The following is a 14,452-nucleotide window of genomic DNA, read 5'->3' as shown; positions in this document are numbered from 1 at the left end:
GAATCGCCTCAGACACCCTTATTGGGCTGTTTTTTTCTTTTTAGCGTGCTTTTCACGTTCGTTTTTATCAAGGATTTTCTTACGAAGACGAATTGATTCTGGAGTTACTTCGCAGTACTCATCATCGTTCAAGTACTCAAGCGCTTCTTCAAGCGTAAGGACGCGAGGTTTCTTCATAGATACCGTTTGATCTTTGTTAGCAGAACGCATGTTAGTCATCTGCTTCACCTTAACGATGTTAACAGTAATGTCATTTTCACGCGTATGCTCTCCAACAATCATGCCTTCATATACTTCAGTACCTGGAGCTACGAAGATTGTACCACGGTCTTCAACACCCATAATTCCGTATTCTGATGCTTTTCCTTTTTCCATAGAAACAAGCACACCAGCACGACGTCCACCTACACGACCGCTAATAAGAGGCATGTATGATTCGAATGTATGGTTAATAATTCCGTATCCACGTGTTTGTGTAAGGAACTCAGTAGAGTAACCAATCAAACCACGAGCAGGAACCATAAACTCAAGACGAACTTGACCTGAACCGTTGTTCACCATGTTGACCATTTCACCTTTACGCTCACCAAGTGATTCCATTACAGAACCAGTGTAGTCTTCAGGTACGTCAATTTGAACGCGCTCAACAGGCTCACTTGCCACACCATCGATTTCACGAACGATAACTTCAGGTTTAGATACTTGAAGCTCGTACCCTTCACGACGCATGTTTTCAATTAAGATGGAAAGGTGAAGCTCACCGCGTCCTGAGACAACCCACGCATCTGGTGATTCTGTGTTTTCAACACGAAGTGAAACGTCTGTTTCAAGCTGAGCTCTAAGACGTTCTTCAATTTTACGACTTGTAATGTATTTACCTTCTTTACCAGCAAAAGGACTATTGTTTACAAGGAACGTCATCTGAAGGGTTGGCTCATCAATACGAAGAATAGGCAGTGCTTCCTGATGATCGTAAGGACAAACTGTTTCTCCAACGTTGATTTCTTCCATACCAGAAACCGCTACAAGGTCGCCAGCTTTCGCTTCTTCGATCTCGGTACGCTTCAATCCAATGAAACCAAAGAGCTTAGTAACTCTGAATTGCTTCACTGTTCCATCGACCTTCATTAGGGCTACCTGTTGGCCAACTTTCATCGTTCCTCTGAACACACGACCGATTCCAATTCTTCCAAGATAGTCGTTGTAATCAAGAAGTGTAATCTGGAATTGAAGAGGCTCGTCACTATTATCTAGAGGTGCAGGAATGTTATCAATGATTGTGTTCATAAGAACTTTCATATCGTCATCCTGTACTTCAGGATCAAGACTAGCTGTACCATTGATTGCTGAAGCATAAACAACAGGGAAGTCTAGCTGATCCTCATCTGCTCCAAGATCAATAAATAAATCAATTACTTCATCAACTACTTCTGCAGGACGTGCAGCTGGACGGTCAATTTTGTTAAGAACAACAATCGGTGTTAATTTTTGTTCAAGTGCTTTCTTTAATACGAAACGCGTTTGTGGCATACAGCCTTCATAAGCGTCAACGACAAGAAGAACACCATCTACCATTTTCATGATACGTTCAACTTCACCACCAAAGTCGGCGTGACCAGGTGTATCCATGATGTTGATTCGTTTGTCTTCATAGTTAATTGCCGTATTTTTAGCTAGGATCGTAATCCCGCGTTCTCTTTCAAGGTCATTCGAATCCATCGCACGTTCGCTTACTTGCTCATTGTCACGAAACGTACCAGACTGATGAAGCATTTGGTCTACCAGCGTCGTTTTACCGTGGTCAACGTGGGCAATGATTGCGATGTTACGAATATCTTCTCTTATTGCCATTAATTATTCTCTCCTCGTATTCTCGTCTTATTTCTGACGATAAACTCAATAACTAGACCATTATAACACAGATATCGCTTTAGGCGAAATTTCTCTTCTTTCACCATCCCCTACGTTATTGTACACTAGTATTATAAAGGGGGCGCTTCACATGAATAAGCATCAATTCCTTTTACTCTTAATGGCCATCCTGGCGGTTGCAAGCATGTGTGCAATCGGGATTTCTATAGCTGAACAAAGCTGGATCGGCGGACTTCTTTCATTTATTGGAGTAGGATTCTTTATGGGAATGGGTTTTCGAATTAAACGAAAAGCTGAACAATAACAGCAAAAAAGGCGTTCAAGCTGAACGCCTTTTTTTTATTTATATTTCATTAGGGTGAACGAAGATTAAATACTTTTTTTCTTCCCCTTCAACATTATATTGTTCAAATCCACATTTCCCCAAAAATACACTCCACCCATTCCTATCATATGGAATACCAGCAAACAACACTTCTCTCGTTTCAGATAATATGGAATGAATAACAGTGCGCCCTATCCCTGCTGACCGCTGAGACGGATCAACAACAATCATTCCTAACCATGTCTTTTGATTCGATGGAGCCCGTTCTAGAACAGCTGTAATGGCTACAGGTGCATCATTTTTGTACCAAAGTCTAAATTCACACCCTATTCCTTCATAGGTTTGGAAATAGGAAAGCATGTCTTCTACAACCGGAATTCGACCGAATTCTTCCATCAACCATGATTCATCTTCGGTCGTCCATTTAAAAAGAAGTTCAGCGAAGCGTTCATTCAAATGGTGGTTCGTCACATATCTCATTTTGTAGAAGGCGCCCTTAAGTAGAAGTTTTGATCAAGTGCGGGTTGGATGTAGTCTTTTTGAACTTGTGTGTGAAATAACTGAGTACCAACAAAGATGGTGTTTTTGTCTAACAAATCGATTTCCTTGTTATCAACTGTTGTACAAACACCACCCGCTTCCTCAATCAACAGTTTACCTGCAGCAAAATCCCAGGGGGCCAGTCGTAAAGAAACATATCCGTCGAGACGACCTGCTGCTACGTAGGCCATTTCAATCGCAGCACTTCCGTAGGATCGTGTTCCTCTAATTTTTTTGAGAAGTGGCGAGAAAGTACGAGGATCGATACGGTGATTCTCCGTTACCCATGTTGCATTTATCGCTAGTAGTGATTCCGAAAGATTTGTTTGCTTTAATGGTCTTATCCGTTCTTCATTCAAGTAAACGCCAGAACCTTTCTTACAATGATAAAGCTCGTCCTTTGTTACATCATAGATAAAGGCCATTTTTCCTATGCCGTCTTCGTAAATGCCGATCGATATTGCAAAATTGGTTTGTTGGTGAACAAAATTCATCGTTCCATCGATTGGATCGAGAAACCAAATAACACCATCTAAATCCTCTATTTCATCTCCAAATCCTTCTTCTCCCATGATACGATGAGTTGGATATGTACCTTTAATTTTCTCAATGAAAAATTTTTCAGTTTGCTTATCAATATCTGTAACGAGATCATTTGGATTGCTTTTTGACTCAATGTTAAAGGATGTCGTAAAGGAAGACACAATCTCATTACCTGCTTCTCTAATCCATCTGATAGTATCATCATATACTTGATTCCAGTTCGTCTGCTGTGACATGGTTCGATCTCCTTTTACCTTAAATTTCATTCTATTTCTTATTATGACAGGAAAAGAAGAAAAAACGAACCTTTTTGCAAGGTTCGCTTCACTAAGCTTCTAATCTAACCATTTCTTTACGAAGCTCTTCAAGCTTCACTTTACATCTTGTCATTTCATCTTGATCACTAGCCGTCATTGCATCGTGTAGCGTTGCCAGCTCATAGTCAATTTCCATTCTCAATACCGGAATCCGCTTCTCTGCTTCGTTTCTTTGTAATGACTGAATCACCTGTTTCATGGTAACCTACACCCCTCTTCTTTTCGATTAAGCAGTCATGGTTATCAGAGAAACCTATAAGACGGAATATTCTGATATTTCTGCTTTGATTACTATATCCTATGCCTGACTTGCTCACTATGCAACCTCTATATTTGTTACTATTTTTCCTCTTTTGCTTCTTTTTCAAACCTATCGTTACACATCAATCGTCACTTTTCATATAAATTGCAGTTCTATGTTACTATAAACGTATAAAATATTGTCGCAATGGAGGATATTATGTCATTTAAGGGATTTACTCAACACGATTTTAACGCCTTTCAAATCGAAGGACTTGATGCAAGAATGGAAGCCATTCAGGATCGAATCCAACCAAAATTTGCTGCCATTAGTGAAGATCTAAAAAGTGACCTTGAAATTCTTGCAGGTAATGAAATGTACCTTCACATTGCTAGGCATGCTAGAAGAACAAAGAACCCGCCAGTTGATACATGGATGGCATTTTCTCATAATAAGCGAGGGTATAAAATGCATCCTCACTTTCAAATTGGCTTATTCGATGATCACGTGTTTGTGTGGCTTGCCTATATTTACGAGTTACCTGGAAAACCACATATGGCATCACTACTTCTGGAGCATATGAATGAGCTTCAAACAAACATCCCTGAGTCCTATTGGATTTCGACTGATCATACAAAGAAAACGGCCAGTCAGCCAATCATAGAGGTAGAACTTGAGAAAGTCCTAACACGCTTTCGAGATGTAAAAAAAGGGGAGTTTCTTGTTGGACGTCATTTTGCAAGCAATGATCCCCTCTTGCAAAATGGGGAACAATATATTGATGAAGTAAAAAACACTTTTGAGACGCTTATGCCGTTTTATCATCTTTCACTCCAAGCCACAAAATAAAAACCAGGGGTTCTCCCCTGGTTTTTATTTTGCCATTTTTACTTTTTCACGTTCGGTTTGTTTCGCTTCTTTCACCACATGATAAGTAGAGTATCCTGTTTCATGATCAAATTGCTTAAAGATTTGCTTTTCCTCTGATTTAGAGGGGACGACATCTTTAAATGCGTGATAGCTACTAATTAATTCACCCTTATGGACACCACGATCATATGCTTGCTCAATTAATTCAAAAAATTGTACCACCTTAATGACTTCTTCTTTACTCCAATCAATTGAAATGGGATAGTGCACTTCCATTTTCTCACTCCTCTCTACTGCTGCCATTTTACTCGAATTTCATTTGCTTCTTGATCCATACGTTCAAATAACTCATTTACTGAAGGGACATCATGAATTCTTCCCATCACCTGACCTGCCCATGCAAACCCTTCTTCTTCTTTTCCTTCATATATAAACTTTCTGTTCGCTTCACCACTTATGTATTCTTTTAGTAGTTCATATCCTCCACCACTTGCTTCCATCCTCGTAATTTGTTCAGCAAACACATTTCGGATAACTCGCGCAGGCGCTCCTAGGCTTCGCTTTATAATCATTGTATCGGTCTCAGTGCCCTGCAACAAGCGTTGTTTGTAACCTTGATGAGCGTGAGTACACTCTTTTGTAGCGATAAATCGTGTTCCCATTTCTACTCCTTCAGCGCCAAGTGCAAGTGATGCCATCAAGCCCCGTCCATCTCCTATTCCTCCGGATGCAATAACGGGGATGGAAACTGAATCAACAACTTGAGGCACGAGTACCATCGTACCAGTATCTTCCTTTCCAAGGTGCCCCCCTCCTTCTTGTCCAACCACCATAACAGCAGCTGCGCCAAGCTCTTCTGCCTTAATGGCCTGTCGCTTACCAGCGGTTAACACAAGTACTTTTACGTTCGTTCCCTTTACAAGTTCAAAGACGGGTTTAGGATTTCCACCCGTTACCGAGATGATTTCCACGCCTTCTTGAATAGCGGCTTCGAGCATGTGTTCAAAAGGTCTCCCGTGTTGGCCAATAGCAAAATTAACTCCGAATGGTTGATCGGTAAGACTTCTTGTAAGATTGATTTCTTTTTTAAGCTGCGTTGCCGACTCCATAGACATGGCTGTGAGCTGACCAAGTCCACCGGCGTTACTAACAGCAGAAGCTAACTCATGATAAGCAAGGTAAGCAAGTCCACCCTGAACAATCGGTCTCTGAATACCTAGCAACTCAGTTATGCGCGTATTCCATTTCATCCCTTATCCTCTCCTTCTCATAATCCATTTCGAGAAGGAAAAAGAATCTCCTCTTCCAAAAGCACAATAGACGTTCAAACAATAAAATAAAACTTGCAAAATAGCACTCATGTGATTATACTCAGTTTGTTTAAGGAAGAAAATGTTCTCGTTGACCTTGAACAGCTACTTATTCAAATACGGCTATCGAAAAGCCATTTCGCTTTTTACAATCGATCGTAAGAAGCTTAGCATACTAAAGTATAAATAAAGAGGTGCTTGATTTGCAACAAAACGAAACACCATTATTCACTGGTTTAGTGAATCACGCAAATAAAAATCCGATTCAATTTCATATTCCAGGTCATAAAAAAGGAAATGGAATGGATCCTGAATTCCGTGAATTCATCGGTGATAATGCTCTATCAATTGATTTAATAAACATTCAGCCACTTGATGATCTTCATCATCCAAATGGCATGATTAAACAAGCACAAGATTTAGCAGCGGAAGCTTTTGGGGCCGATGCCACATTTTTCTCCGTTCAAGGTACGAGTGGAGCGATCATGACAATGGTTATGACCGTTTGCTCTCCTGGCGATAAGATCATCGTACCAAGAAATGTTCATAAATCGGTTATGTCTGCGATTATTTTTTCAGGGGCTACGCCCGTGTTCATTCATCCTGAAATTGATCCTAAGCTCGGCATTTCGCATGGCATTACCCCAGTAGCCGTTAAGAAAGCACTTGAACAACATCCAGATGCAAAAGGGGTACTTGTGATTAACCCAACTTATTTTGGTATCTCAGCAAACCTAGAAGAAATTGTCTCCATTTCCCATGCATATGACGTACCCGTTTTAGTAGATGAAGCACACGGAGTGCACATACACTTCCATGATCGCTTACCAGTTTCCGCCATGCAAGCAGGCGCGGACATGGCAGCAACCAGCGTCCATAAACTTGGCGGTTCTATGACGCAAAGCTCTGTTCTCAATGTAAAAGAAGGGCTTATTTCAGCTAAACGCGTGCAAACCATTATTAGTATGTTAACAACGACCTCTACTTCTTATATTCTTCTCGCTTCTCTTGATGTTGCAAGAAAGAGACTCTTTATGGAAGGGTACGAATTAGTAGAAAATGCTATCCAACTAGCCGAGCAAGCACGAAAACAAATTAATGAAATCTCCCCACTCTACTGTGTTGGAAATGAAATTCTCGGTACTAATGCCACCTATGATTATGACCCAACAAAACTCATTATTTCTGTCCATGATTTAGGAATTACAGGCTATGAGGCGGAGGTATGGCTGCGAAAGGAAGCGAATCTAGAAGTAGAGCTTTCAGATTTGTATAACTTACTTTGTATTGTAACGCCTGGTGATGATGGAGAATCTGTCGATGCTCTCGTCTACGCTTTAAAGGATATGGTAGAAGCGTTCAAAGGGTCGGATGGTACTGTTGCTGAAAAATTTGATGTTCATGCGCCTGATATCCCAACGCTGGCCGTTTCACCAAGGGATGCTTTTTATTCCGAAACGGAAATCATCCCATTTAGTGAGTCTGCTGGACGTGTCATAGCCGAATTCGTTATGGTATATCCTCCAGGCATTCCAATCTTTATTCCTGGAGAAATTATCACGGAAGAAAATTTGCAGTACATTGAGGAAAATATTGAAGCGGGACTTCCCGTTCAAGGACCGGAAGATGACGAATTAAAATTTATTCGAGTTATTAAAGAATACAAAGCTATTAAATAAGAGGCGCCCAAGTGGCCGCCTCTTTTGTTTATTAAGAATTATTTCTTATCTTTCTTATTACATTCTGGGCATCTGCTGTAAAGCGTGCTTACTTTCTCTTCCATAACGTGATCAATCGTTTTTTCGCAAGTTTGGCAAATGATAATACCCATTCTCAACACCCCTTAAGTTAGTTTTGAAAACGCTTCCGTTTCGCTTAATTCCATAATAGTGTGTCACAATTGTTTTGTCAACACTATATTGTATATCACATTGTATTCTTTTAGCGTTAATATGTGTTCTTATATAGCAATTGTCAGAAAACTATTTTAATTGTACACTTATAGAGATGAAGAAAGGAGGATTTTTATGCCACAAAGCGCTTATCTCACTCCGACTACAGATGAGGCTCTTTCTCTTGATCATGTTAAAAGCCTTCTTACTTACTACATGGATATTACGTCCAAAACTGGTGAACAACTATCCTGGTCGTACGGCAACTTCGCTTTCCCTTATTCCCTTGTTGAAAAAGCGGAGTCAGGCAATTGGTTCTATTTAAAAGGAAAAAACGATGACTTTCGAACAATTGTCATAGGAATTATAAACAATACCCTACAGATTGTTTTACCCGATTATTCGACTCACGGAGATAAAGCAAAAGCAAATGAACTATCTAAATTTCTTGCTACTAAATTGAAAGCTGATCTTATTCTTTTTAATGGAAGAAAAATGTTATACACAAAAAAATAAACAGCCAATAGGCTGTTTATTTTTGTAGTGGTTCTATTTCCTTCGGATTAATCAATGCATAATCTTTGTCTCGAAGACCTTTAACAATGTCACTCAAAGCGGCAGCTGTCCAATCGCGGTCATGCATCAGTAAGTTAGCCCCGTTTTGAAGAAGTGGGGAATTCACCATGATGTCTGTAATGGCTGCTTTATTCTGATATTCCTTTACCCAGTCATATCCATAAGTCCAGTTCATCACGAGCATGCCTTCTTCTTCAGCAAGTGATTTAGAGAAGTCAGTGTTTGAACCAAAAGGAGCTCTAAAGAACTTCGGCTTTTCCCCGATTACTTCTTCAATCATGTCATTTAACTTCAGAATCTCTTCTCTTTGCTCATCTTCAGATAAAGATTTCAAATCAGCATGGGTCATCGTGTGATTTCCAATTTCAAAGCCCATGTCGTGAATTTCCTTTAATCTAGCCTTTTCTTCCTCAGTATCAATGAAGTGCCCATTAACAAAGAAAATGGCGGGCGCATCAAGTTCTTTTAATGTTTTTGCCATTTCAACTGCATTTTTGTCTGGTGCATCATCAATCGTTAAGAGAACGGCTTCAGCTGGAGCATCATTTATCGGTTCAAATCCCCAAAATGCTTCATTTAAGCGATATTCAGGCTCTGTCTCTTTGGCAGTAGCCTCTTCTTGTTTCTTTTGTTCTTCGCCATCGTTTGCTTCTTCTGAATCTGTTTCTGCATTAGATGTGCCCTCGTTCGCCTCTTTTTCGTTTGAAGCTTGTTCATTATTGCTTGCACTGTTAGCTGTGCTATTTGTTTCTGATCCTGCATTTGTTGAGCAAGCTGCTGCAAAAAGCAGAAGTGCCAACGTCATCCATTTTAAAGTATTTGTCATTTCTCTCTCCCCTTATGTAGTCTCATTCCATCATAAACCAATTACGTAGAAGGAGAAAGAGCAGAATGTCACAATTAACCAACAAATTCCTATTTATTATCCTACAATTCTGACTAACGTTCTGACATGGTATTTTCCTTTACAACGTTAATTTCAACAAATATACTAGAAAACGTGGCAATTTTGGCGATCCGTTATGAAGCCTGTCAATAATAGGGAATAGAGCACTTTTCTGCATAGTTTTCACACCGCAAGGTAACATTGAATACACAAGCTTCTATTTCTTATTTATAAAGAAATTTCTCGGGTGAATAGTAATGAAAATATTTAGAAAGGTGATGATGAAATTTGAATAAGCTTACAGCAGTCTTTATAATCTCTGTCGTATTGTCTCTTATTTTTATTTCTTGGGGAACCATTTCTCCAGATTCATTAGATACAACGACATCCTCGCTTCAAAGCTTTCTTCAGGTGAAGTTCGGATGGTTTTATTTATTAGCAGCGTCAGGCTTTCTTATTTTTGCGATCTACCTTATTTTTTCGAAATACGGGAGACTTCGACTCGGAAAGGAAACCGATGTTCCTGAGTATAACCTGATTACGTGGTTTGCCATGCTTTTCTCTGCTGGTATGGGAATTGGTCTTGTCTTCTGGGGCGTAGCAGAACCAATGTTCCATTATTATGATCCTCCAGCTGGTGCAGCTGGTCAGTCTGATGAAGCTGCTCGACTCGCGTTTCAGTATAGTTTCTTCCACTGGGGTCTACATCCTTGGGGAATCTATACAGTTGTAGCCCTTGCATTAGCATTCTTTAAATTTAGAAAAGGTGCTCCTGGCCTAATTAGTGCGATTTTCTACCCGATTTTAGGTGAACGAGTAAAAGGTCCAATTGGTACGTTAATTGATGTCATTGCTGTTATTGCTACTGTATTTGGTGTAGCAACTTCACTTGGATTCGGAGCTTCCCAAATTGGTGGAGGAATCTCTTATTTAACAGGCATTGAAAATTCGTTTACTACCCAATTGATCATTATTTTAATTGTTACAGTACTTTATATGATTTCTGCTTCAACAGGCATTTCAAAAGGAATTAAATATTTAAGTAATACAAATATCGTACTTGCCATTTTACTCATGTTCTTTTTGCTCTTTGCAGGACCAACAAACTTTATTATGGATCTCTTTACATCTACGCTTGGTTCTTACATTCAAAACCTTCCTAGCATGAGTCTACGTATGAGACCATTTGAAGGGTCGTCTTGGATTCAGAGTTGGACGATCTTCTACTGGGCATGGTGGATTGCCTGGGCACCCTTTGTCGGTACGTTTATTGCCCGCGTATCGAAAGGAAGAACAATTCGAGAATTTGTTTTAGGTGTCCTTCTCGTTCCAACCATTTTCGGTGCTCTATGGTTCTCTGTATTTGGAGGATCGGCTATTTCTCTCGATATGGCAGGCACAGGTATCTATGACATTATTAATAACCAAGGAATGGAAGTTGCTCTATTTGCTGTCCTTGAGCAATATCCACTCGGAACCATCATGTCCATCATTGCCATTTTGCTTATCAGTACATTCTTCATTACATCTGCTGACTCTGCAACGTTTGTACTTGGTATGCAAACCACAAACGGGAGCATGAATCCATCCACTAAAGTGAAATTAACTTGGGGTGTCATTCAATCTTCTGCAGCAGCAGTATTGCTTTGGTCTGGTGGTCTTGGAGCCCTGCAAACGGCGTCAATCATAGCTGCATTTCCATTTGCAATCATCATTATTGGTATGATCATTTCTCTTGTAAAGGCCTTTAAAGATGAAAAAATTCCGCCTAGACCGCCTCACAAAGATCAATCAAAGTAATAAAAAAACGCACTACCACAATTGGTAGTGCGTTTTTTTGGCGCTTTATGACCGTTTCGCAATAGTTACATACTCTTTATGCGATTACGAAGAAAAGAACTTCTATAACAAATGATCCAAAGGTTGTCATCATGAGAAGAATGAAAAGTTCTTTTTCTCTTTTTAATAACTGAAATGAAACCGTCCAATTGAGATATAAAAAAACAAGAAATAATACAATCTTATAACCAACATGGTCATGTGGTGAAAAATGAATAATCATATAGTAAGCGAACCAAATCAAGACCTGAGTAAAAATAACTCGTCCATACATGAACAGCCCTCCCACCAATAAGCGTCTATCCTAATATGTATGTCCGAATCCTCTCCCAATTCACTTTCATGACTGCTAATCATCTCTCTTATACCTTTAGGTTCATGATGAACTGCTAATGAACCCTACCTATGTAACCCTGAATAATATATAAAAGCTCCGAAGACACATGTCTTCGGAGCTTTTGCTAATTAACCAATATGGATTGGAGTACCTAGAGCTACTTCAGCAGCTTCCATAGTAATCTCTCCAAGAGTTGGGTGAGCATGGATTGTAAGTGCAATATCTTCAGCTGTCATACCAGCTTCAATTGCAAGACCAAGCTCAGCAATCATATCAGAAGCGTTAGGACCAGCAATTTGAGCACCGATCACTAGGCCATCTTCTTTACGAGTGATAAGCTTCATAAATCCTTCACTGTCATTAAGAGACAATGCACGGCCATTAGCGCCGAATGGGAATTTAGATGCTTTCACATCGAATCCTTGATCTTTTGCTTCTTTTTCAGTGTAGCCAACTGAAGCGAGTTCCGGATCAGAGAAAACAACCGCTGGGATTGCAAGATAATCAATCACAGAGCTTTCACCGCTAATCGCTTCTGCTGCTACTTTACCTTCGTAGGAAGCTTTATGAGCAAGTGCAGGACCTTCTACGATATCACCAATTGCATAGATGTTATCGAAGTTTGTACGACACTGCTTGTCGATCTTCACAAGACCTTTATCCGTCATTTCAACGCCAAGCTCTTCAAGACCAATTTCATTTGTGTTTGGCTTACGGCCAACTGTAACAAGAACATAATCAGCGTCAAACGATTTCGTTTCACCTTTGATTTCTGCTGTTACGGTTACGCCTTCTTCTGTTTCTTCAACGCCTTGTGCAAGAGCTTCAGTAATGATTTCTACATTACCTTTCTTCTTCAGGCGACGAGAAACAAGAGAACTCATTTGTTTTTCGAATCCAGGTAGAATTTGCTTCGTACCTTCTAGGATTGTTACTTCAGTACCGAAGTTTGCATATACAGTACCAAGTTCAATTCCAATGTATCCGCCGCCGATCACAACCATTTTCTTAGGAACTTCATCAAGTGCAAGTGCCCCTGTTGAAGAAATAACGCGCTTGCTCCATTTAAAGCTTGGAAGTTCGATTGGACGAGAACCAGTTGCGATGATGCAGTTGTTGAATGTATACGTTTGAGAGTTCTTTTCATCCATGATACGAACTGTGTTCTTATCGACGAAATAAACTTCACCGCTAATTACTTCAACTTTATTTGATTTCATAAGTCCTGCTACGCCACCAGTAAGCTTGTCAACAACAGAAGATTTCCACTCCTGAACTTTTTTCATGTCCACGCTTACGTTCTCAGCAGTGATTCCGATATCATCGGAATGCTTTGCAGACTCATATTTGTGAGATGCATTGATCATTGCTTTAGAAGGAATACAACCAACGTTTAAGCATACTCCGCCAAGAGTTCCTTTATCAGCAATGGCAACTTTCTGACCAAGCTGTGCTGCACGAATTGCAGCAACATATCCACCTGGTCCAGCTCCTACTACAAGTGTGTCTAATTCGATTGGAAAATCTCCTACTACCATGTTATTACGCCTCCATCATTAAGAGTTGTGGATCGTTCAACAGACGTTTGATGTGGTTAAGAGCAAGTTGTGCTGTTACGCCATCAATAAGTCTGTGGTCGTAGCTGATTGATAGAGCAAGCACAGGTGCAGCAACGATTTCTCCGTCGATAACAACCGGCTTCTCTTCAATACGACCAATACCAAGAATAGCAGCATCCGGGTTGTTGATGATTGGTGTGAACCATTGACCACCAGCAGATCCCAGGTTAGAAATTGTACATGTGCTACCTTTCATATCGTCCCCTGATAGTTTACCATCGCGAGCTTTTTTAGCCAACTCATTAATTTCAGATGAAACATTAAGAAGTGGCTTACGGTCTGCTTCTTTCACAACTGGAACAACGAGTCCAGCGTCAGTGTTAGCAGCGATACCGATGTTGTAGTAATGCTTGTGTACGATTTCCTCAGTAGAATCATCAATTGACGCATTCAACATTGGGAATTCGCGAAGTGCAGAAACAAGCGCTTTTACAACGTATGGAAGATAAGTTAGCTTCACATCTTTGTCTGCAGCATATTGTTTGAACTTCTTACGGTGAGCAACAAGATCCGTTACAACAACTTCATCCATGTGAGTAACGTGTGGTGCAGTATGCTTCGAGTTAACCATCGCTTTTGCAATAGCTTTACGCATACCTTTCATTTTCTCACGAGTTTCTGGTTGAGCAGATGCTTGTGGTTGTGCAGATGCAGTCGCTTCTTGCTTCGCTTCAGCTTTTTCTTCTGACGCTGCTGGCGCTTCAGAAGCTGCTTCGCCTCCACCGTTCATATGCTTGTCGATGTCTTCTTTTACAACACGACCATTTTTACCTGAACCAGATACTTTAGAGATGCTTACGCCATTTTCGCGAGCATACTTACGTACAGCAGGCATAGCGATTACGCGTTTTGTAGGATCAGTTTCTTCGTCATCTTCAGGAAGAGGTTTTGATCCAGCACTATCTTCTTTCGCTTCTGATTTAGCTTCTGCTTTTGGAGCTTCTTCTTCTGCTTGAGGTTGTTCAGCTGCAGGTTCTTCTTCAGCATCTTCATATCCTTCAGCATCAAAAGTAATCACTACGTCTCCAACAATTACAGTTGCGCCTTCTTCAGCGTGAACTTCTTTAACAGTTCCATCTACTGGAGAAGGAATTTCAACAACCGCTTTGTCGTTTTGCACTTCTGCAAGAATATCGTCTTCTTTTACTTCATCTCCGGATTTAACAAACCATTTTACGATTTCGCCTTCATGGATACCTTCACCGATATCCGGCATCTTAAATTGAAATGCCACGGGATTTCGCCTCCTAATTGTAGAAAAATTTTGCTGATATAAGATCTGAAG

The 14,452-nt window shown here is 40.2% G+C and carries 16 protein-coding genes; 5 read left to right on the top strand and 11 right to left on the bottom strand.

The window, feature by feature from the left end; genetic code table 11:
* Positions 1-18: 18 nt before the first annotated feature.
* Positions 19-1,851: a translational GTPase TypA gene (gene typA, locus PQ511_RS01985; protein WP_273850273.1), complete on the bottom strand. Its 1,833-nt coding sequence runs from the start codon at positions 1,849-1,851 to the stop codon at positions 19-21.
* A 151-nt stretch (positions 1,852-2,002) separates the two neighbouring features.
* Here typA and PQ511_RS01980 point away from each other — a divergent pair, with 151 nt between their 5' ends.
* Entirely contained in the window at positions 2,003-2,176 is a 174-nt protein-coding gene (locus PQ511_RS01980) for a DUF5325 family protein (RefSeq protein ID WP_098443243.1), read from the top strand.
* A 39-nt stretch (positions 2,177-2,215) separates the two neighbouring features.
* Here PQ511_RS01980 and PQ511_RS01975 read toward each other — a convergent pair whose 3' ends face one another.
* The 3 genes from PQ511_RS01975 to PQ511_RS01965 form a co-directional block, all read right to left on the bottom strand.
* Complete coding sequence (locus PQ511_RS01975; protein ID WP_273850272.1) at positions 2,216-2,677, bottom strand: GNAT family N-acetyltransferase; 462 nt, start codon at positions 2,675-2,677, stop codon at positions 2,216-2,218.
* On the bottom strand, positions 2,674-3,516 hold the full coding sequence (locus PQ511_RS01970; RefSeq protein ID WP_273850271.1) for an inositol monophosphatase family protein: 843 nt from the start codon (positions 3,514-3,516) through the stop codon (positions 2,674-2,676). The genes PQ511_RS01975 and PQ511_RS01970 overlap by 4 nt, the downstream gene beginning before the upstream one ends.
* 91 nt (positions 3,517-3,607) lie before the next feature.
* On the bottom strand, positions 3,608-3,796 hold the full coding sequence (locus PQ511_RS01965) for a hypothetical protein (protein WP_226658479.1): 189 nt from the start codon (positions 3,794-3,796) through the stop codon (positions 3,608-3,610).
* A gap of 261 nt (positions 3,797-4,057) precedes the next feature.
* On the opposite strand from PQ511_RS01965, the gene PQ511_RS01960 reads away from it, so the two are divergent.
* Positions 4,058-4,687: a YktB family protein gene (locus PQ511_RS01960; RefSeq protein WP_273850270.1), complete on the top strand. Its 630-nt coding sequence runs from the start codon at positions 4,058-4,060 to the stop codon at positions 4,685-4,687.
* Between the two features lie 24 nt (positions 4,688-4,711).
* Here the strand turns inward: PQ511_RS01960 and PQ511_RS01955 are convergent, their stop codons facing one another.
* Both PQ511_RS01955 and PQ511_RS01950 read right to left on the bottom strand, forming a co-directional pair.
* Complete coding sequence (locus tag PQ511_RS01955; RefSeq protein ID WP_273850269.1) at positions 4,712-4,984, bottom strand: UPF0223 family protein; 273 nt, start codon at positions 4,982-4,984, stop codon at positions 4,712-4,714.
* 14 nt (positions 4,985-4,998) lie between these two features.
* Positions 4,999-5,958, bottom strand: coding sequence for an NAD(P)H-dependent flavin oxidoreductase (locus PQ511_RS01950; protein ID WP_273850268.1), 960 nt, complete (start codon positions 5,956-5,958; stop codon positions 4,999-5,001).
* 263 nt (positions 5,959-6,221) lie between these two features.
* Between PQ511_RS01950 and PQ511_RS01945 the strand changes: the two genes are divergently transcribed.
* A complete protein-coding gene (locus tag PQ511_RS01945; protein ID WP_273850267.1) occupies positions 6,222-7,697 on the top strand; it encodes an aminotransferase class I/II-fold pyridoxal phosphate-dependent enzyme in 1,476 nt (491 codons plus the stop codon).
* A gap of 38 nt (positions 7,698-7,735) precedes the next feature.
* Here the strand turns inward: PQ511_RS01945 and PQ511_RS01940 are convergent, their stop codons facing one another.
* A complete protein-coding gene (locus PQ511_RS01940) occupies positions 7,736-7,849 on the bottom strand; it encodes a GapA-binding peptide SR1P (protein WP_224600258.1) in 114 nt (37 codons plus the stop codon).
* A 196-nt stretch (positions 7,850-8,045) separates the two neighbouring features.
* Here PQ511_RS01940 and PQ511_RS01935 point away from each other — a divergent pair, with 196 nt between their 5' ends.
* The gene (locus PQ511_RS01935; protein ID WP_273850266.1) at positions 8,046-8,426 is read left to right on the top strand and encodes a DUF1885 family protein; all 381 of its coding nucleotides are present in this window, start codon (positions 8,046-8,048) and stop codon (positions 8,424-8,426) included.
* 16 nt (positions 8,427-8,442) lie between these two features.
* On the opposite strand, the gene PQ511_RS01930 is transcribed toward PQ511_RS01935, so the two are convergent.
* Positions 8,443-9,312 (bottom strand): polysaccharide deacetylase family protein, encoded by an 870-nt coding sequence (locus PQ511_RS01930; RefSeq protein WP_273850265.1) that lies wholly within the window; start codon positions 9,310-9,312, stop codon positions 8,443-8,445.
* 348 nt (positions 9,313-9,660) lie between these two features.
* Here PQ511_RS01930 and PQ511_RS01925 point away from each other — a divergent pair, with 348 nt between their 5' ends.
* Positions 9,661-11,172 carry a glycine betaine uptake BCCT transporter gene (locus PQ511_RS01925; RefSeq protein ID WP_273850264.1) on the top strand — a complete coding sequence of 504 codons (1,512 nt, stop codon included), beginning with the start codon at positions 9,661-9,663 and terminating at the stop codon, positions 11,170-11,172.
* Positions 11,173-11,248: 76 nt separating this feature from the next.
* On the opposite strand, the gene PQ511_RS01920 is transcribed toward PQ511_RS01925, so the two are convergent.
* From PQ511_RS01920 to PQ511_RS01910, 3 genes are all read right to left on the bottom strand, one after another.
* A complete protein-coding gene (locus tag PQ511_RS01920) occupies positions 11,249-11,485 on the bottom strand; it encodes a hypothetical protein (protein ID WP_273850263.1) in 237 nt (78 codons plus the stop codon).
* A gap of 191 nt (positions 11,486-11,676) precedes the next feature.
* A complete protein-coding gene (gene lpdA / locus PQ511_RS01915) occupies positions 11,677-13,086 on the bottom strand; it encodes a dihydrolipoyl dehydrogenase (RefSeq protein ID WP_273850262.1) in 1,410 nt (469 codons plus the stop codon).
* A 4-nt stretch (positions 13,087-13,090) separates the two neighbouring features.
* Positions 13,091-14,401, bottom strand: a complete 1,311-nt coding sequence (locus tag PQ511_RS01910; protein WP_273850261.1) for a dihydrolipoamide acetyltransferase family protein — start codon at positions 14,399-14,401, stop codon at positions 13,091-13,093.
* Between the last annotated feature and the right edge of the window lie 51 nt (positions 14,402-14,452).

Origin of the sequence: Guptibacillus spartinae (genome assembly GCF_028610625.1) — a bacterium.
GTDB classification, from domain to species: Bacteria; Bacillota; Bacilli; order Bacillales; family Guptibacillaceae; genus Guptibacillus; species Guptibacillus spartinae.
This window is presented reverse-complemented; position numbering and strand designations above follow the sequence as displayed.